The sequence below is a fragment of the Roseibium sp. FZY0029 genome, from assembly GCF_036350355.1.
GTDB lineage: Bacteria > Pseudomonadota > Alphaproteobacteria > Rhizobiales > Stappiaceae > Roseibium.
Genome location: NZ_JAZDVZ010000001.1, coordinates 316886 through 331892, shown reverse-complemented (window position 1 = coordinate 331892; position 15007 = coordinate 316886). Strand labels below are relative to the sequence as shown.

The 15007-nt window shown below is 60.6% G+C and carries 16 protein-coding genes and 1 riboswitch; of the genes, 6 read left to right on the top strand and 10 right to left on the bottom strand.

The window, feature by feature from the left end; translation table 11 throughout:
* Nucleotides 1-47: 47 nt before the first annotated feature.
* Nucleotides 48-848, top strand: coding sequence for an ion transporter (locus tag V1T76_RS01515; protein ID WP_330558855.1), 801 nt, complete (start codon nucleotides 48-50; stop codon nucleotides 846-848).
* 93 nt (nucleotides 849-941) lie between these two features.
* Here V1T76_RS01515 and V1T76_RS01510 read toward each other — a convergent pair whose 3' ends face one another.
* Both V1T76_RS01510 and V1T76_RS01505 read right to left on the bottom strand, forming a co-directional pair.
* Nucleotides 942-1490: an IMPACT family protein gene (locus tag V1T76_RS01510; RefSeq protein ID WP_330558854.1), complete on the bottom strand. Its 549-nt coding sequence runs from the start codon at nucleotides 1488-1490 to the stop codon at nucleotides 942-944.
* 6 nt (nucleotides 1491-1496) lie between these two features.
* Nucleotides 1497-2633 carry a 2'-deoxycytidine 5'-triphosphate deaminase gene (locus V1T76_RS01505; protein ID WP_006933591.1) on the bottom strand — a complete coding sequence of 379 codons (1137 nt, stop codon included), beginning with the start codon at nucleotides 2631-2633 and terminating at the stop codon, nucleotides 1497-1499.
* 138 nt (nucleotides 2634-2771) lie between these two features.
* A riboswitch (SAM riboswitch) is annotated at nucleotides 2772-2851 on the top strand.
* 36 nt (nucleotides 2852-2887) lie between these two features.
* Here V1T76_RS01505 and V1T76_RS01500 point away from each other — a divergent pair.
* The gene (locus V1T76_RS01500; protein ID WP_442970065.1) at nucleotides 2888-4096 is read left to right on the top strand and encodes an O-succinylhomoserine sulfhydrylase; all 1209 of its coding nucleotides are present in this window, start codon (nucleotides 2888-2890) and stop codon (nucleotides 4094-4096) included.
* Here the strand turns inward: V1T76_RS01500 and V1T76_RS01495 are convergent.
* Complete coding sequence (locus V1T76_RS01495; protein ID WP_330558852.1) at nucleotides 4093-4710, bottom strand: CDP-alcohol phosphatidyltransferase family protein; 618 nt, start codon at nucleotides 4708-4710, stop codon at nucleotides 4093-4095. The two genes, V1T76_RS01500 and V1T76_RS01495, sit on opposite strands and share 4 nt — an antisense overlap.
* 210 nt (nucleotides 4711-4920) lie before the next feature.
* On the opposite strand from V1T76_RS01495, the gene apaG reads away from it, so the two are divergent.
* The gene (gene apaG, locus V1T76_RS01490) at nucleotides 4921-5322 is read left to right on the top strand and encodes a Co2+/Mg2+ efflux protein ApaG (RefSeq protein ID WP_330558851.1); all 402 of its coding nucleotides are present in this window, start codon (nucleotides 4921-4923) and stop codon (nucleotides 5320-5322) included.
* Nucleotides 5323-5334: 12 nt separating this feature from the next.
* On the opposite strand, the gene V1T76_RS01485 is transcribed toward apaG, so the two are convergent.
* The 3 genes from V1T76_RS01485 to V1T76_RS01475 all read right to left on the bottom strand — a co-directional run bounded on the left by V1T76_RS01485 (nucleotide 5335) and on the right by V1T76_RS01475 (nucleotide 7381).
* Nucleotides 5335-5739: a hypothetical protein gene (locus V1T76_RS01485; RefSeq protein ID WP_330558850.1), complete on the bottom strand. Its 405-nt coding sequence runs from the start codon at nucleotides 5737-5739 to the stop codon at nucleotides 5335-5337.
* Between the two features lie 109 nt (nucleotides 5740-5848).
* Nucleotides 5849-6940 carry an alpha/beta hydrolase family protein gene (locus V1T76_RS01480; RefSeq protein ID WP_330559402.1) on the bottom strand — a complete coding sequence of 364 codons (1092 nt, stop codon included), beginning with the start codon at nucleotides 6938-6940 and terminating at the stop codon, nucleotides 5849-5851.
* A 27-nt stretch (nucleotides 6941-6967) separates the two neighbouring features.
* Nucleotides 6968-7381, bottom strand: a complete 414-nt coding sequence (locus V1T76_RS01475; RefSeq protein ID WP_330559401.1) for a tellurite resistance TerB family protein — start codon at nucleotides 7379-7381, stop codon at nucleotides 6968-6970.
* Nucleotides 7382-7701: 320 nt separating this feature from the next.
* Between V1T76_RS01475 and V1T76_RS01470 the strand changes: the two genes are divergently transcribed.
* A complete protein-coding gene (locus V1T76_RS01470; protein WP_330558849.1) occupies nucleotides 7702-9360 on the top strand; it encodes a lysine--tRNA ligase in 1659 nt (552 codons plus the stop codon).
* A gap of 79 nt (nucleotides 9361-9439) precedes the next feature.
* On the opposite strand, the gene V1T76_RS01465 is transcribed toward V1T76_RS01470, so the two are convergent.
* The 3 genes from V1T76_RS01465 to V1T76_RS01455 all read right to left on the bottom strand — a co-directional run bounded on the left by V1T76_RS01465 (nucleotide 9440) and on the right by V1T76_RS01455 (nucleotide 12032).
* On the bottom strand, nucleotides 9440-10243 hold the full coding sequence (locus V1T76_RS01465) for a pyrroline-5-carboxylate reductase family protein (RefSeq protein WP_330558848.1): 804 nt from the start codon (nucleotides 10241-10243) through the stop codon (nucleotides 9440-9442).
* Between the two features lie 173 nt (nucleotides 10244-10416).
* Entirely contained in the window at nucleotides 10417-11310 is an 894-nt protein-coding gene (locus V1T76_RS01460) for a thermonuclease family protein (RefSeq protein WP_330558847.1), read from the bottom strand.
* Between the two features lie 38 nt (nucleotides 11311-11348).
* Nucleotides 11349-12032 carry a S24 family peptidase gene (locus V1T76_RS01455; protein ID WP_330558846.1) on the bottom strand — a complete coding sequence of 228 codons (684 nt, stop codon included), beginning with the start codon at nucleotides 12030-12032 and terminating at the stop codon, nucleotides 11349-11351.
* Nucleotides 12033-12183: 151 nt separating this feature from the next.
* On the opposite strand from V1T76_RS01455, the gene V1T76_RS01450 reads away from it, so the two are divergent.
* Both V1T76_RS01450 and V1T76_RS01445 read left to right on the top strand, forming a co-directional pair.
* The gene (locus V1T76_RS01450; RefSeq protein ID WP_330558845.1) at nucleotides 12184-12528 is read left to right on the top strand and encodes a DUF952 domain-containing protein; all 345 of its coding nucleotides are present in this window, start codon (nucleotides 12184-12186) and stop codon (nucleotides 12526-12528) included.
* Complete coding sequence (locus tag V1T76_RS01445; RefSeq protein WP_330558844.1) at nucleotides 12525-13619, top strand: quinone-dependent dihydroorotate dehydrogenase; 1095 nt, start codon at nucleotides 12525-12527, stop codon at nucleotides 13617-13619. The genes V1T76_RS01450 and V1T76_RS01445 overlap by 4 nt, the downstream gene beginning before the upstream one ends.
* A 12-nt stretch (nucleotides 13620-13631) precedes the next feature.
* On the opposite strand, the gene V1T76_RS01440 is transcribed toward V1T76_RS01445, so the two are convergent.
* Nucleotides 13632-14984, bottom strand: a complete 1353-nt coding sequence (locus tag V1T76_RS01440; RefSeq protein WP_330558843.1) for an MATE family efflux transporter — start codon at nucleotides 14982-14984, stop codon at nucleotides 13632-13634.
* Nucleotides 14985-15007: the final 23 nt, after the last annotated feature.

The following is a 15007-nucleotide window of genomic DNA, read 5'->3' as shown; positions in this document are numbered from 1 at the left end:
CCGTGCATTGCGGCACGCACGAAAAGCCATCAAATCGGGGCACATCAATGCGAAATCAGGTCAGGGCGCTGGTCACCTCACGCAACTGGGAAGCCTGTATCATCGGCGTCATCGTTCTGAATGCGGTTACGCTGGGTCTGGAGACGAGCCCTGCCGTCATGGCGGAGGTCGGCGGGTTGCTGAGGCTCGTCGATCAGGTCATCCTGGGCATTTTCGTCATCGAGCTGATGTTGCGCCTCTATGCCCATGGCTTGAAATTCTTCAAGGATCCCTGGAGCCTGTTCGATTTCAGTATCGTCGCGATCTCGCTAATGCCGGCAACGGGCAACCTCTCCGTGCTGCGGTCGCTGCGTATCCTCAGAGCCTTGCGCCTCATTTCCGTCGTACCGTCCCTGCGCCGGGTTATCGGCGGACTGGTGGCCGCTCTGCCGGGTATGGGCTCGATCGTGGTGCTGATGGCGCTGGTCTTCTATGTCTTCGCCGTCATGGCCACCAAACTTTACGGGGAAGCGTTTCCCGAATGGTTTGGCACGCTCGGCGCATCGCTCTACACGCTGTTCCAGGTCATGACGCTGGAAAGCTGGTCCATGGGCATCGTGCGTCCGGTCATGGACGTCTACCCATATTCCTGGCTGTTCTTCGTGCCCTTCATCCTGTGCACGGCCTTCACGGTGCTGAACCTTTTCATCGGTATCATCGTCTCCGCAATGCAGGAGGAGCACGAGGCCGAAGCCGACGCCAACCGGCAGGCCATCCATGTCGACACTGGCCTCATTCTGGAAGAGGTGAGGGCGCTCCGCAACGAGGTCCGGCAGCTGCAGGCTGAGGTCGACAAGTCGCGCACGTAGGCGCGCGTTGGCCTGAAGCCGAGGCAAGCCCGGCAATGACGACTGGGGGAGTGGTCTCGTGGCTTCGAAAGAGCGGCGGGACGCAGTCGTTTTTTAAAGCTCCGCCAGAACCTCTTCCGGCCCCTCGACTGTCAGCGTCACACCGTCTTCGGTATAGTCACGGGTCATCACCGTCAGGCCGAGGCTCTCGATCCGCCGTTCCAGTTCCGATCCGGTCGCAAAATCGGCGCGGACTGTTTTTGAGAGGATCTTCTGAAACGGTACAAGGTGAGCATTGTTGATCGCATCCTGGGCAGCGCCGGAATAGGCCCGCGCAAGGCCGCCGCCGCCCAGCTTCGTGCCACCGAAATAGCGCACGATCAGAACGGCGACATTGATCAGGTCTGCCGCTTGCAGCACGCGAAGCGTCGGCATGCCGGAGGTGCCTGCCGGCTCGCCGTCGTCCTTGCCGCTTTCCTCAATCCGGTCGTCTTCCAGCAGTCGCCGGTGCGCCGTGACGATATGGTTGGCCTTCTTGTGTTCCTTGCGCAGTTCTTCCAGCCGCTGCTCGAACTGCTCTACCGGAACGAGATGCGCCAGGAAGCGGGACTTCCGGTCTTCCAGAAAGCCTTCGAACTCACGCGTGACGGTTTTCAGGGCCATCGGCGATCAGGCGGTTGCCTTGAAGTGTTTCGACAGCTTGAGCGCCTGGCCCTGGTAGTTGGAGCCGATACCTTCACCGTAAAGCGTCGCCGGGCGCTCTGCCATATGTTCATAGACCAGGCGGCCGATGGTCTGGCCATGTTCCACAATGAAGGGCACATCGTGCGAGCGGACTTCCAGAACCGCGCGCGAGCCGACACCGCCAGCTCCCGCATGGCCAAAACCCGGGTCGAAGAAGCCTGCATAATGGACGCGGAATTCGCCGACGAGCGGATCGAACGGCACCATTTCGGCGGCATAATCCGGCGGCACATGCACCGCTTCCTGGCTCACCAGAATATAGAAGGCGTCCGGATCGAGGATCAGTTCCGCCCGCTGGCGGCGATAAATCGGCTCCCAGAAATCCAGCACATCCTGCGCTCCCACGACATCCACATCAATCAGTCCGGAGTGATGCTTGGCGCGATATCCGATCAGGCTGTTCGGGCCGGTGCCTTCCAGATCGATGGAGAGCTGCACCCCATTGCCGATGCGCTCGTTGCCGCCGCTCATCAAGGTGTGGGCCTTATGGACTTCTTCCAGATCAGCATCGGGAATGAGCGACTGGCCGCGCCGGAAGCGGATCTGGCTGAGGCGGGAGCCTGAGCGCACGAGGATCGGGAAGGTCAGCGGCGAGATTTCCGCATAAAGCGGACCGGTGTAACCGGCGGGAATGGTGTCGAAGGCCAACCCGTTGTCGGTGATGACCCGGGTGAAGACGTCGAGGCGCCCGGTAGAGCTTTTCGGGTTGGCGGTCGCGGAAATATCGGGTGCCAGCGCGAGGCTTTCCTGCAGCGGCACGATGTAGACGCAGCCGGTTTCGAGAACCGCGCCTTCGCTCAGGTCAACGGTGTGCAGTTTCATCTGCTCAAGGCGCGCGGCCACCTGAATTTCCGGCCCCGGCAGGAAGCTAGCGCGCACCCGGTAGGCCTGCTGACCCAAGCGCAGGTCGAGGCTGGCAGGCTGGATCTGCCCGGTGACAGGCGGGGCGTCCGCTGAAATCTCTCCGGCGGCGAACATGGCCTGGATTACCCGTTCCGGCAGAATGCCGTTTGCTGTGAGAATTGCGCTTCCGTTCAAGGCCTGACCCGCTGTGACGTTCATGAAGATATTCCGCGTTTTGCTGGTCTATGGTCATTAAAGGATCGGGCCGCCCGCGCCAACAGGCATTCTGGCAGAAGCGGGCTTTTGAGCGCAAAGGACGCAAGACAATTGACCTGTGTCCGCTTTTCCCGTAGGACAAGCGCACTTCGTGGTGATTTGGGCCGGCCGGCTTGCAGCCACGTTAAACAAGTTGCTAAAAAGGCCGGAGGTGAGAACCCCGGTCTTGAGGCTGGGGTTTTTTGCGTTTGGAGCGAATGAAAGACATGACTGAGACCACCAAGACCGGAAACAAGAACTGGCGCCCTGCAACCACTCTGGTTCATGGCGGCACCATGCGGTCACCGTTTGGTGAGACCTCTGAGACCATCTACCTGACCCAGGGCTTCACCTACAGCGGTGCTGAAGCTGCCGAGGCCAGGTTCAATGGCGAGGATCCGGGTTATGTCTACTCCCGCTATGCCAACCCCACCGTTACGATGTTCGAGGACCGCATCAAGGCGCTGGAAGGGGCCGAGGCCGCCCGGGCAACAGCCAGCGGCATGGCGGCTGTCAATCTGGCGCTGATGGCCTCCGTCAAGGCCGGCGATCATGTGATCGCCGCCAAGGCGCTGTTCGGCTCCTGCCGTTATATCTGTGAAACCCTGCTGCCGCGATTTGGCGTAGAAAGCACGCTGGTCGACGGAACCGACATCGAGCAGTGGAAGGCAGCGGTTCGCCCGAACACCAAGGCACTGTTCCTGGAAAGCCCGACCAACCCGACGCTGGAAGTGATCGACATCGAGGCCGTGGCGCAGATCGCGAAGGAAGCCGGAGCCCGGCTGATCGTTGACAACGTCTTTGCAACACCGCTCTACCAGTCGCCACTTCAACTCGGTGCCGACGTAGTCGTCTATTCGGCCACCAAGCATATCGACGGTCAGGGCCGCTGCCTTGGCGGGGTGATCCTGTCGGACGAAGAGTGGATCAACGACGAAGTCATGCCCTTCATCAAGCACACCGGTCCGCACATGAGCCCCTTCAGTGCCTGGGTGCTGCTGAAAGGCCTCGAAACGCTGCCGCTGCGCGTTGCGCGCCAGACGGAAACGGCGGGCAGGATTGCCGACTACCTGGCAGGTCAGTCCAAGGTGACGCGGTTGATTTACCCGGGCCGGGACGATCATCCGCAGGCCGATGTCGCCAAACGCCAGATGCGCGGTGGGTCCACGATGCTGGCGCTGGAAATCGAAGGTGGCAAGGAAGCGGCGTTCCGCTTCACCAATGCGCTGGATATCATCAAGATCTCCAACAACCTGGGCGACGCCAAGAGCCTGATCACCCATCCGGCAACGACCACACACCAGTCGATCGGCGAGGAAGCCCGCGCGGAACTCGGTATCACCGACGGTATCCTGCGGCTATCAATCGGTCTGGAAGATCCTCAGGATCTGCTGGAAGACATCGAAAAGGCGCTCCAGGCGATCTAACGGCCTGTCTGCCGCAGCGCCCGGACGCCAATGAGCACCCGGGCGGCTGCCGACACAAAGCATATCGCGGCAAATACAGAGGCCAGCAGCGGAAACCAGCCGGGCATCAGTGCCATCAGCAGAAACAGCGCGATGGTTTCCGCCCCCTCGGCAAGGCCTCCGACGTAATAGAGCGATTTCGCCCCCTGGGCGTTGGTGGTCAGCTTGTTTTTCTCGGCCATGATGGCAAAGGCCAGAAAGGCTGAGCCGTTCGCGTAGAAGCTGGCGAGCAGAGCCGCAGCCGCCAGTGCATTGCTGGCTGGGTCCTGTATGGCGAAGGCCAGGGGGATGGCGCTGTAGAAGAAGAAATCGAGCGTGATGTCGAGATAGCCGCCAAGGTCCGTTTTGGTGGTCGCCCTGGCCAGGGCACCATCGAGGCCGTCGGCAAAGCGGTTTAGCGCGATCAGGAAAAAACCGATCAGCGTATGGCCTGTGGCGATGGCAACGGCTGCCGCCATGCCTATGGCGAAACCTGCAAGGGTCACGCTATTGGCCTTCAGACCCGTGCCGGCAAGGGACTGGCCCAGCCGGTTCAGTGGCGGGTCGATCAACGGGCGCAGACGGGCATCGAACATCAAAAGGTCACTGTGTTTGGACAGACAGATCGTGTTCTTGCAAAATCCAGCCTCAAATCTCAAGCAATTCCAGCCTCAGATGTCACAACCCTCTTTCACGCTTGCGTCATTCGCCCTATAAGCGCGTCCTGAATGAGCGGGTGCCTCCCGTGGAACTCACTTCGAACCGGTCTATTTCAAGGTTCGCAGGTCTGGAATTAAGGAAAAGTCGTGTCTGGCAGTTACACCGCCATCACCCAAGGGATCGAAGTCTCCGTCGAGCCGTTTTATCTGGACGATGAATCACGTCCGGAAGAGAGCGAGTATATCTGGGCGTATATGGTGGAGATCCACAACGGTGGCAGCGAACCGGTGCAACTGAAGACTCGGTACTGGCAGATCACCGACGCTCTGGGACGTCAGGAAGAAGTTAGCGGTGAGGGGGTCGTCGGCGAACAGCCGGTGATAGAGCCAGGAGAGACCTACGAGTATTCGTCTCACTGCCCGCTTTCGACCGACAGCGGCATCATGGCCGGATCCTATTCGATGGAACGCCCGGACGGCTCCATGTTCGATGTTGTCATTCCGGCGTTCTCGCTGGACCTGCCGGACGCGATCCATAGCCTCAATTAAGGCCTTTGCCGGTCAGATGCTGGCAAGGCCACCGGCGAAGCCAAGCAGCAGCCACAAGATCCACTTGCGGCGGTTGAAGGCCGTCAGCAGCGCGACAGCAAGAATTCCGAATACAAGGTAGATGATGTGTCCGGCAAAGCCGGTGCCGAGCACCCAGGCAAAAAGGTCCGGGTCGCGGTTCTTGGCCAGATGAAAGTGGTCTTCGGCGAACGTCACCAGCGCGTCCGCTGCCAGACCGCAGACAAAACCCGCGAAGGCGATCATCATCCGCGTGCCCCAATTGGCCTGCTTCGGCGCGGTGCGCACCTGCACGTAGCGGACAGCATAGGGTGCGGGCCGTTGCGAGCGAAGCCTCTGGCGCCGCCGCCTCAGCGGATAGCGCACGCTCGTCCGCTCTCCGATTGCCTGATTGCTCATGTCCCCGTCTCCGCACTGAAGGACCTTTAGGCCCCGGCAGCCCACAAGCGTGCTGTCCCCGCATCGGTGATAAGGTGCGGCGGATTGAAGGACCGGAAACAAAAAGACTTCAATTTGAACGATCAGACGAAGTTGGCCGGGCATATGCCGACGCCGCCTGCGCGTTGATCCAGGCGGTTATGGTGTCCAGCGCACCAGGTGCGTAGGCACGGCGTCCCAGAACCGTGAACAGGGCCTTTGACCACTCTGGCATTTGCCCTTCAAGCTGATAGTTGAACGCATCTGCCCTCAACAGCGCATGCGTTGCTCCTGGAAAGATCACGAAACGGTTGGCCGGGTTGCGATCCTTCAGGATCTTTCGATAGACGCCGGAATTGAAATCGGGATCCACGTTCAGATCTTCTTCGCCGTGCACGGTCAGGACTGGGGCGGAAATGCGGGCAAGGGCTGCGGTCGAGTCGGCTGCTGCATTCCGGAGTGCGAATTCGAAGCGGTCTTCCGGCATCGGAGTAGTGTCCATACCGCTGTCGAGATAGTCCTGATAGGAAAACGTCCCGTCGAGAAAGCTTTGTCCGTCCTCTGTGTCCTGCGCAAGAGCCTTGTCGAGTGTCGTGCTGTCGGCACCGGCAAGCTCCAGCCTGCGACGGGTATAATAACCCGATTGGTGCAACCAGTTGACCGCACCACCAACAATCACGAAGAAATCGCCCTGAGCAGGGTCTTCCGCCAGGATTGGCAGAACCCATCCAGCTTGTGAGAACCCAAGAAATCCGGCGGCAGACGCTGCCAACTCCGGCTGCTCTCTTGCCGCGGCAAGGGCTGTTGCTGCAAGTCGCGCCCTGTCTTCCATTGAGAAGGAGAGCCAGTTGCCTTCGCTCGCACCAACGCCCGGCTTGTCCCAGGAAAAGACGGCCATGCCATTGTCCAGCAAGCTGCTGATAAGCGGCAAGTAGCCGCCACCCGAATAGCGGTCGGCTGGTCCGTCGCCATGAACGAGCAGCACAAGGGCTGGCGTTTCCGGCTTCGGGGATTTGGCTCGCGGCAGATGAAGGGTGCCGGCGACGGAATATCCCTCGAAGGGAAAGACAATCGAACGGCTTTCGTATTCAGAAAGCTCGAAATCCTGAAGGCCCTGGAAAATCAGGAAAACACCAGCCAGGACGGCAAGCAGCACCGCACCGGCCCAGGCGAGGGCCTTCATTGATTTCAAATAGCTGCTCCCTGAGGATCAGATGGTCCGGTGGCGGGCAATCGCGCCACGTTCGATGGCGGCAACGGTCAGCTTGTCGAGTTTGAAGCGGTCGCGCAGAAGCTGGAGAATGCGCAATTCTTCCTTCTCGACGTGGAGATCGGCAGCAGCCACTTCAACCGCAAGAGCATAGGCCGTGTCGTAAAGCTTTGTCGGAATCACGTCGCCAACCAGTTCCAGCACCAGTTGCAGGCCATTGTCTTCCTGCAGGATATCGCCGCAGCGCTGGGCGGCCGGGATGATCCGGTTGCCGTCATAGCCATTGAAGACGGGCAGCATCTTTATCATGTCGCCGATGGTGGCCAGTTCGTTGTCGGTCATCTGGTTGTCAGACGCCGAGACGATAACCATCACGTAAATGAGGGCTTCCTGTACGCTGATCGGCTCATTCATGGACACTGGTCATTCTCCCGTGGCGCCAAAAGTCGGACATTTTCTTCTTGATCGTGCGCCCGATGTAGCGGGTTGGGAGACAAGCTTCAAGTCACCGCTGCGAGACAATCAGGTGAGAGCTGCTGCCAGCTTTTGGACCCGTGAATTCGCCGAGGGCGGAAAGAGTGCCAAAAGGCCCCGGTTCCGGTCAACTTAGCTGTGTTCATGCGATTGCACATGGAAGCGTGTTGATCTAGTGTCGCGCCGCAGCAACCGGCCGAAAACACCAAAATCCGGCCGGCTGCATTCCATCCATTCTCATGAACAGAACGACTTGAAAAATGACCGAACAATCCCTGCCTCCGCTTGACCTTTCGCAAGAGTTTGTCGAGGCGGCCACGAAATCGAAAGCGTGGCCGTTCGAAGAAGCGCGAAAACTGGTCAAACGGATCGAGAAAAAGGGATCGGACAAGCCGGTTCTGTTCGAGACGGGCTATGGCCCGTCCGGGTTGCCGCATATTGGCACCTTTGGCGAAGTTCTGCGGACCACCATGGTGCGAACCGCCTTCCGCCTGCTGACCGAAGACAAGATCCCAACCCGGCTGCTTTGCTTCTCCGACGATATGGACGGCATGCGCAAGATCCCGGAAAACGTACCGGATCGCGCAGCGCTCGAACCTTACCTGCAGATGCCGCTGACTGCGGTGCCGAACCCGTTCGGCGGCGACTTTGACAGCTTTGCAGCCCATAACAACGCCATGCTGCGCCGGTTCCTGGACACGTTCGGCTTCGACTATGAGTTTGCCAGCGCGACCGAATACTACAAGGCCGGCAAGTTCGATGACGTGCTGATCCGGGCAACCGAGAAGTACCAGAAGATCATGGACGTGATGTTGCCGACGCTCGGTGCGGAACGCCAGGCGACCTATTCGCCGTTCCTGCCGATCTCGCCCACATCGGGCCGGGTGCTCTATGTGCCGATGAAGGACGTCAACCCGAAGGATGGCACCATCACCTTTGCCGACGAGACTGGCGAGGACATCACTCTGCCGGTCACCGGAGGCAAGGTGAAGCTGCAGTGGAAGCCCGACTTCGGCATGCGCTGGGCCGCGCTTGACGTCGATTTCGAGATGTTCGGCAAGGATCACATGACCAATGCGCCGATCTACGACAAGATCTGCAACATCCTGGGCGGCACGGCTCCGGAACACTTCGTCTACGAGTTGTTCCTGGACGAGAAAGGCGAAAAGATCTCCAAGTCCAAGGGCAACGGTCTGACCATCGACGAATGGCTGACCTATGCCGCGCCGGAAAGCCTCGCGCTCTACAATTTCCAGAAGCCGAAGACGGCCAAGAAGCTCTATTTCGACGTCATCCCGAAGGCGGTGGACGAATATTACACCTTCGTCCAGAAATATGAGCAGATGCCGGTGGAGCAGAAGCTGCAGAACCCGGCCTGGCACATCCATTCGGGCAATATCCCGAAGATCGACATGCCGGTGCCCTTCGCAATGCTGCTCAACCTCGTGTCCGCCTCCAACGCGGAAAACAAGGACGTGCTGTGGGCGTTCATCTCCCGCTACGCTCCGGGCGTCACTGCATCGACCCATCCGGAGCTGGATGCGCTGGTCGGCTATGCGATCCGCTACTTCGACGATTTCGTCAAACCGACCAAGTCGTTCAAGGTTCCGGACGATGTCGAGCGCACTGCTCTGGAAAAGCTGGATGAAACCCTGGCAGCCCTGCCGGCCGATGCGGATGGCGCAGCCATCCAGGACGCGGTTCTGGACGTTGCCCGGTCGATCGAGCGCTATCAGGACCCGTCCAAGAAGGGCCCGGATGGCGGTCCCGGTGTATCCGTCGCCTGGTTCTCCGCGCTCTACCAGCTTCTGCTCGGGCAGGAAAAAGGCCCTCGCTTCGGATCCTTCGTCGCTCTCTACGGCATTGCTGAAACGCGTGAGATGATCCGCAAGGCGCTGGCAGGCGAGTTGACGGCCTGATCGAAAGACAAGAGCAAAAGCGGTGCAGATGCACCGCTTTTCGTCTTTACGGTCTACCTTCCGGCGGGCGCTGCGCGGATCAGTCCGGACCGGCTATGGTTCTGACACGCGCGGTACTGGCCTCCAGTCCTTCACCGATCAAATCGGCAACGCCCAGTTCCTTCAGCTTGAGAAGACCGGCGGCGGTCGTTCCAGCGTAGTCGACCATTTCCTGAACATTTTCTGCCGGAGATCTTGGGTCTCCCGCCATGATCTGTCCCGCCGAAAGGATCAGCTGTTTGGCAGCGCGTTCGGCAATGTGCCTCTCCACCCCGTTGGCGCGGGCATACTCAACGAGACAGTCGGCGAAAAAGGCGGCAAAGCCGGGAACTGGCCCGGTTATGGCGGTGAACACCTCGATCTGCTGTTCGTCAGCGACTTCATCACTTGGACCGCAGGCCGATAGCAGTGTCTGGACGCGCTTCCGGTCCGCTGGTGTGAGCGAAGAAGCCGCACACCAGGGTGAGTAGGCCAGCCGCTTGCCAGCCGCCGGGCTCGACATGGCGCGAACGACCCTGTCCGAGCCTGTGATGGCCTTGAGCCGGTCGCGCGAAACGCCCGCCATAACTGAGAGGATCAGTTTGTCGGTGGCTGAAATACGAACCGTATCGACAAGCGCCGGCGGGACGGACAGAAGGATGACATCACAGGCATCGGCCAGAAGCTGATTGGATGGGGTGAAGGTGATCTCCGGCCAGCTTTCGAAGCCTGCAGAGGTTCCGGAGCGATTGGATATCCAGAGATGATCAGGTTTGACGCAGCCACTGTCCAGCCACGCCCCTGCGATGGCACTGCCGAGCTGGCCTGTTCCACCGATAATTCCGACCTTGATGTCTCCGGTCATGATAACTCCAGATCCGGTTTCTCCGAACCTGAAAGCCTAATACCAATCCGGTTAAACACGAAACGGGCTTGCCGGCGCCCGCAAAAGGTCTTTGCCTGTGGCCTTGGCCTCGAACCACTGGCGTTATCGCCTGTCCGCCGCTTTGCTTCCAGGAAGTCTAAGCCCGTTCACCGTCAACGTACGGTCGGGTCAGCCTGGGGGTAGTCCTCGATGGTCAGTTGACCATCATCCGGCTGATCCGGTTCTGTCCTCAGGCTCCATTCGACGGTTTCCGGTGCAAGTTCCTCCAGCCCCGGCAATGCGGACGGTATTTCGGTTTCCAGCTCGGTCGTCGGCAACTCGTTCAGCCATTCCGACTGCCACTTGCCGACCTTTCGTTCCTTGGCCTTTTCGGCAAGTTCAAACAGGTCTTCAGGAGCATCCGGGGCCGGATCCGCCCAGCCGTAGCGGACAAGCCGTCTGCTGAGGTCCATGGAACCGCGGCTGCAGGTGGCCAGGATCTGTTGCGGGCCGGTGTCCTCGATCTTGTCGCAGACCACCTTCAACTGCCGCACCAGGCCTCGCAGGAAGGTGCGTGCCCTTGCACCGCAGGGCCAGGTGCCGCCCAGGCGTGAAACGCAGGTTTCGTCCGATTTCAGCGGAACGATATGGGCAAGCGTCACCGTCAATCTGTCCGACTTGATACGCCCGCCATCCAGAACCTGCACGCGCATCAACTCCAGTGGTCCGTCCGGGATGGGTTCGGCCGGCGGGTCCTTCAGTTCCAGATAGCGTTTGGAAGGCTCGATACGTTTCAGATCGCCGTTGACTTTCGGCGCTGAAACACCTTCCGGCGAAACGTTGCGAATATCATCCGGCCGCGGTGCGGCTGCGACGACGACAACCGGCTCGCTTTGCGTCGGGGCAGCTTGCGAGGTGGTCTCGTCCGTCTGTACCGGTTCTTGCGCTTCGGCGGTGGAAGGAGCCACACGGCTTGCCGCTACCTGTTCCTTCTGCGCGGAAGGCGGGTCGCTCAGCAACAGCCATGCGAGCAGACCACCTGCGGTGGTCAGCACGATTGCAGGCATTATGAGAGGCCGAAGCTTCATCAATGGTGGCTCGCAGGTTATTGGCTCGCCCAGATAATACGGGCAGTCCACTCGATTGCCGAGTGCCGAAAACGCATGGAGTGAGAATTGTCCCCGATTGTGCGGACAGCCAGTTCTTCGCTGCCTGCCTCCTGCAACGTATAAATTGACAGACGGCCGCTGGCGAGCTTGAGTGCCAGCCGGTCCCCGTTTCGAAGCGGGGCATCGGGGGCAACGACTAAGATATCGCCGTTTCTGTAAAGAGGCTGGAAGTCTTCGTTGCTCACCTGCAGCGCAAAGGAGGCTCCGGGCAGCGGAAAGCTGAAACGTTGCCAGCTCGCGCCCGAGGGGCGGCCCGCGCCGTCGAAGGCAGCGCGGTCTGAGGCAGCTTCCAGTGCGGCAAGGGGCACCAGGGCAGGCAGGCTGTCACTGGGCCCGTCCACGGTCTCCACGCGTGCGGCAAAGGTGTTCAGGGCTTCGCCGGTCGCCGCCAGCACCTTGGCAAGCGACTCGGTAGAGGGCCACCGCGGGCGTCCGTCGCCCGCAACGCGTTTCGACGGATTGAACGCGGTCGGGTCCAGACCGGCCCGCCGTGCCAGGCCGGACGGGGAGAGTCCGTTCTGGGAGGCGAGGGCGTCGATGGCAGCCCAGACTTTTTCGTGTGAGAGCACGGTTACCGGTTTCTCCGTATTGCGCGACAGGAATAAATACCTTTCACGCATATGGGTTTTCCCGGCCAAATTTCAAAAGAAACAGGCAAGCCTGCGCGTGCGGCTTGTTCGGGGCGGCCCGGATGAGTAGTGTCCCGACCGGCTGAGCATGCGCCGGGCCTTTGCCTGCCATGCCGTCGCTGGCACAAGGCAAGGCAGACAGATGACACTGATATTCAAGATCGTTCCAAAATCCCTGTGGCAGGAAGCTATCGGCCTCGGCGTTTTCAAAGGCGCATCGGTGGATCTTCAGGACGGCTTCATTCATTTTTCCGCTGAAGATCAGGTTCGGGAAACCGCTGCAAAGCACTTCGCGGGCCAGCGGGAGCTGTTGATCGCCGCCTTCGATGCGGACAGTTTCGGCGACGATCTGAAGTGGGAGACCTCGCGCGGGGGCGCCCTGTTCCCACATCTCTACGCTCCGCTGGACCCGACGACTGCACTCTGGGTAAAGGATTTGCCGCTTTCGGCGGACGGGTCGCATGACTTTCCGGAGCTGGCGCGATGATACCGCCCTTTATGGAAAACGCCGCGCTGAAAGGCCTTCAGTGCCTGGACGCTGAAACTGCGCACCGTGCGACCATTCTGGCCTTGAAGTCCGGACTAATGCCTGCGCGCCGGAGGACTGACGATCCGCGTCTTGCGGTAAGGCTCTGGGATCTGACCTTCCCCAATCCGCTGGGCATGGCAGCCGGTTTCGACAAGAACGGTGAAGTGCCGGATGCCCTGCTGAAGCTCGGCTTCGGATATACCGAAGCCGGATCGGTGACGCCGAGGCCACAGCCCGGAAACCCACGCCCGCGCGTGTTTCGTCTGCCAGACGATGAAGGGGTGATCAACCGCTACGGTTTCAACAACGAAGGCCATGCGGCCCTGCGCCAGCGCCTCGAAGCCCGGCGAAAACATGCTGGCATTGTCGGCATCAACGTCGGGGCCAACAAGGATGCGACCGACCGGATCGCCGATTACGTCGCCGGGATCAGCGCTTTCGCCGACCTGGCGTCCTATTTTACGGTCAACATCTCCTCGCCGAACACACCGGGGCTGCGCGACCTGCAGGCGCGGTCTGCGCTTGCCGATCTGTTGACCGCCGTGATCCGTGCGCGGGATGCGTCCACGCAAAAGCTCGGACGCAAGGTTCCAGTCCTTTTGAAGATCGCGCCGGACGTGGCAGATGAAGACCTGCGGGACATTGTCGAGGAAGTGCTCGCCAAGACTGTCGACGGTCTGATCGTCTCCAACACGACCATCGGGCGCGAAGGCCTCAGCGGCAAGGGACCGTCGCAGGAGACCGGCGGCCTGTCCGGCAAGCCCCTGTTCCGTAGGTCGACCATCATGCTGGCGCGCGCCCGCAAACTGGCCGGACCCGACCTGCCGATCATCGGTGTTGGCGGTATCGACAGCGCGGAAACTGCCTGGACGAAAATCACCGCGGGTGCCGATCTGCTGCAGCTCTATTCGTCTCTCGTGTTCAAGGGTGCGGGGCTGATCGACGAGATCCTGAGCGGCCTGTCTGCGAAACTGGATCAGCACGGGATCGCATCGCTGCGCGAGGCTCGCGATGCCAATGTGGACGCCTGGGCCTCGGAAACGGCTTAGTAAGAGCCGCCGTCAGGCGGCTCCGAAGGTTTCCGCCGCCCGCTTCGGGCAGGCCGCCAGCAACGTCAGTCCGCGCGTGCCGAAAAACAGCAGGAACGCCAGCCAGAGGCCGTGATTGCCGAGGACCGGAAACAGCAGGTAATAGGCTGCCAGATAGACGACCAGCGACAGCAGCATCATGTTCCGCATGGTTGACGACCAGGTGGCTCCAATAAAGACGCCATCCATCTGGAAAGCCAGCACCCCGAACAGGGGCATCGCAATGGCCCAGCCCAAATAGGCTGCAGCCACCTGGCGGACATCTTCGGCTGTCGTCATGAAATCGATCACATGTTGGCCGAACAACCAGAACAGCGTTGACAGGATCGCGGCCAGCGCAAAGCTCCACAGGGCCGTCAGTTTCAAGGTGCGGTCGAAGGCGGGCCGGTATCTCGCGCCGACGGCCCTGCCGGCAAGCTGTTCCGCCGCGGTGGCAAGGCCATCCAGAAAGAACGCCGTCAGCATGATGAATTTTTCGAGCAGCGCGTTGGCCGCAAGAACGGTGTCGCCCTGGTCTGCCGAACGCGCGGTGAAAAACGCGAAGGCGAACAGAAGGGTGAAGGAGCGGATCATGATGTCGCGGTTGACGGCCATCATGCGCACCAGCAAGCGGCGGTCGAAAATGACCTTGGGAGCCGGCCATGGCGCCTTGCCGGAGGTGAAGACGATCAGCCCGACACCCAGGCATGTTGCCGCGATTTCACTCAGGACCGTTGCCAGGGCAACGCCTTCCACGCTCCAGCCGAACCCGATGACGAACCAGACACTGAGCCCGATGTTGAGCCCGTTGAGGACAAGCTGGAGAACAAGCCCGGTTCCAGCACGCCCAAGGCCGATGAACCAGCCGAGAATGGCATAGTTGGCAAGCAGAAACGGGGCGCTGTAGACGCGGATATCGAAATAGCGGCTCGTGGCGGCCTGCACATCGGCGCTGCCTCCCAGGAACCAGAGGCCGGTTTCCCGCAAGGGGCTCTGTAACAGGATGACGAGAAGGCCGCCGAAAGCTGCGATCAGAAAGGCGCGCAGCAGTGTCGCCCTGACTTCTTCCTCGTTCTGGGCCCCATAGGCCTGTGCCGTCAGCCCTGTTGTCCCGGACCGCAGGAAATTGAACGTCGTGAACACCAGGTCGAAGATGATGCCGCCGATGGCGATACCGCCAAGAAGGGCCGGGTCTCCGAGGCGCCCGATCACGGCCATGTCGACAATGCCGAGCAGAGGTGTCGACAGATAGGCGAGCGTCATCGGAATGGCGATTGCCAGAACGGAGCGGTGCGTAACCGCAAAGGCCAGGCTTGGCCGCTCGCCGGTAGCTAGAGGGTGGGACATGATGGCTCGCTTCAAAGGGAAGA

What these genes read in the sequence shown, in the direction of transcription:
- V1T76_RS01440 (WP_330558843.1), bottom strand. Translation starts at nt 14,984, where the DNA reads ATGTCCCACCCTCTAGCTACCGGCGAGCGGCCAAGCCTGGCCTTTGCG.
- V1T76_RS01450 (WP_330558845.1), top strand. Translation starts at nt 12,184, where the DNA reads ATGACACTGATATTCAAGATCGTTCCAAAATCCCTGTGGCAGGAAGCT.
- V1T76_RS01465 (WP_330558848.1), bottom strand. Translation starts at nt 10,243, where the DNA reads ATGACCGGAGACATCAAGGTCGGAATTATCGGTGGAACAGGCCAGCTC.
- V1T76_RS01475 (WP_330559401.1), bottom strand. Translation starts at nt 7,381, where the DNA reads ATGAATGAGCCGATCAGCGTACAGGAAGCCCTCATTTACGTGATGGTT.
- V1T76_RS01510 (WP_330558854.1), bottom strand. Translation starts at nt 1,490, where the DNA reads ATGGCCCTGAAAACCGTCACGCGTGAGTTCGAAGGCTTTCTGGAAGAC.
- V1T76_RS01485 (WP_330558850.1), bottom strand. Translation starts at nt 5,739, where the DNA reads ATGAGCAATCAGGCAATCGGAGAGCGGACGAGCGTGCGCTATCCGCTG.
- V1T76_RS01460 (WP_330558847.1), bottom strand. Translation starts at nt 11,310, where the DNA reads ATGCCTGCAATCGTGCTGACCACCGCAGGTGGTCTGCTCGCATGGCTG.
- V1T76_RS01500 (WP_442970065.1), top strand. Translation starts at nt 2,888, where the DNA reads ATGAAAGACATGACTGAGACCACCAAGACCGGAAACAAGAACTGGCGC.
- V1T76_RS01495 (WP_330558852.1), bottom strand. Translation starts at nt 4,710, where the DNA reads ATGTTCGATGCCCGTCTGCGCCCGTTGATCGACCCGCCACTGAACCGG.
- V1T76_RS01445 (WP_330558844.1), top strand. Translation starts at nt 12,525, where the DNA reads ATGATACCGCCCTTTATGGAAAACGCCGCGCTGAAAGGCCTTCAGTGC.
- V1T76_RS01505 (WP_006933591.1), bottom strand. Translation starts at nt 2,633, where the DNA reads ATGAACGTCACAGCGGGTCAGGCCTTGAACGGAAGCGCAATTCTCACA.
- V1T76_RS01455 (WP_330558846.1), bottom strand. Translation starts at nt 12,032, where the DNA reads ATGCGTGAAAGGTATTTATTCCTGTCGCGCAATACGGAGAAACCGGTA.
- V1T76_RS01470 (WP_330558849.1), top strand. Translation starts at nt 7,702, where the DNA reads ATGACCGAACAATCCCTGCCTCCGCTTGACCTTTCGCAAGAGTTTGTC.
- V1T76_RS01480 (WP_330559402.1), bottom strand. Translation starts at nt 6,940, where the DNA reads ATGAAGGCCCTCGCCTGGGCCGGTGCGGTGCTGCTTGCCGTCCTGGCT.
- V1T76_RS01515 (WP_330558855.1), top strand. Translation starts at nt 48, where the DNA reads ATGCGAAATCAGGTCAGGGCGCTGGTCACCTCACGCAACTGGGAAGCC.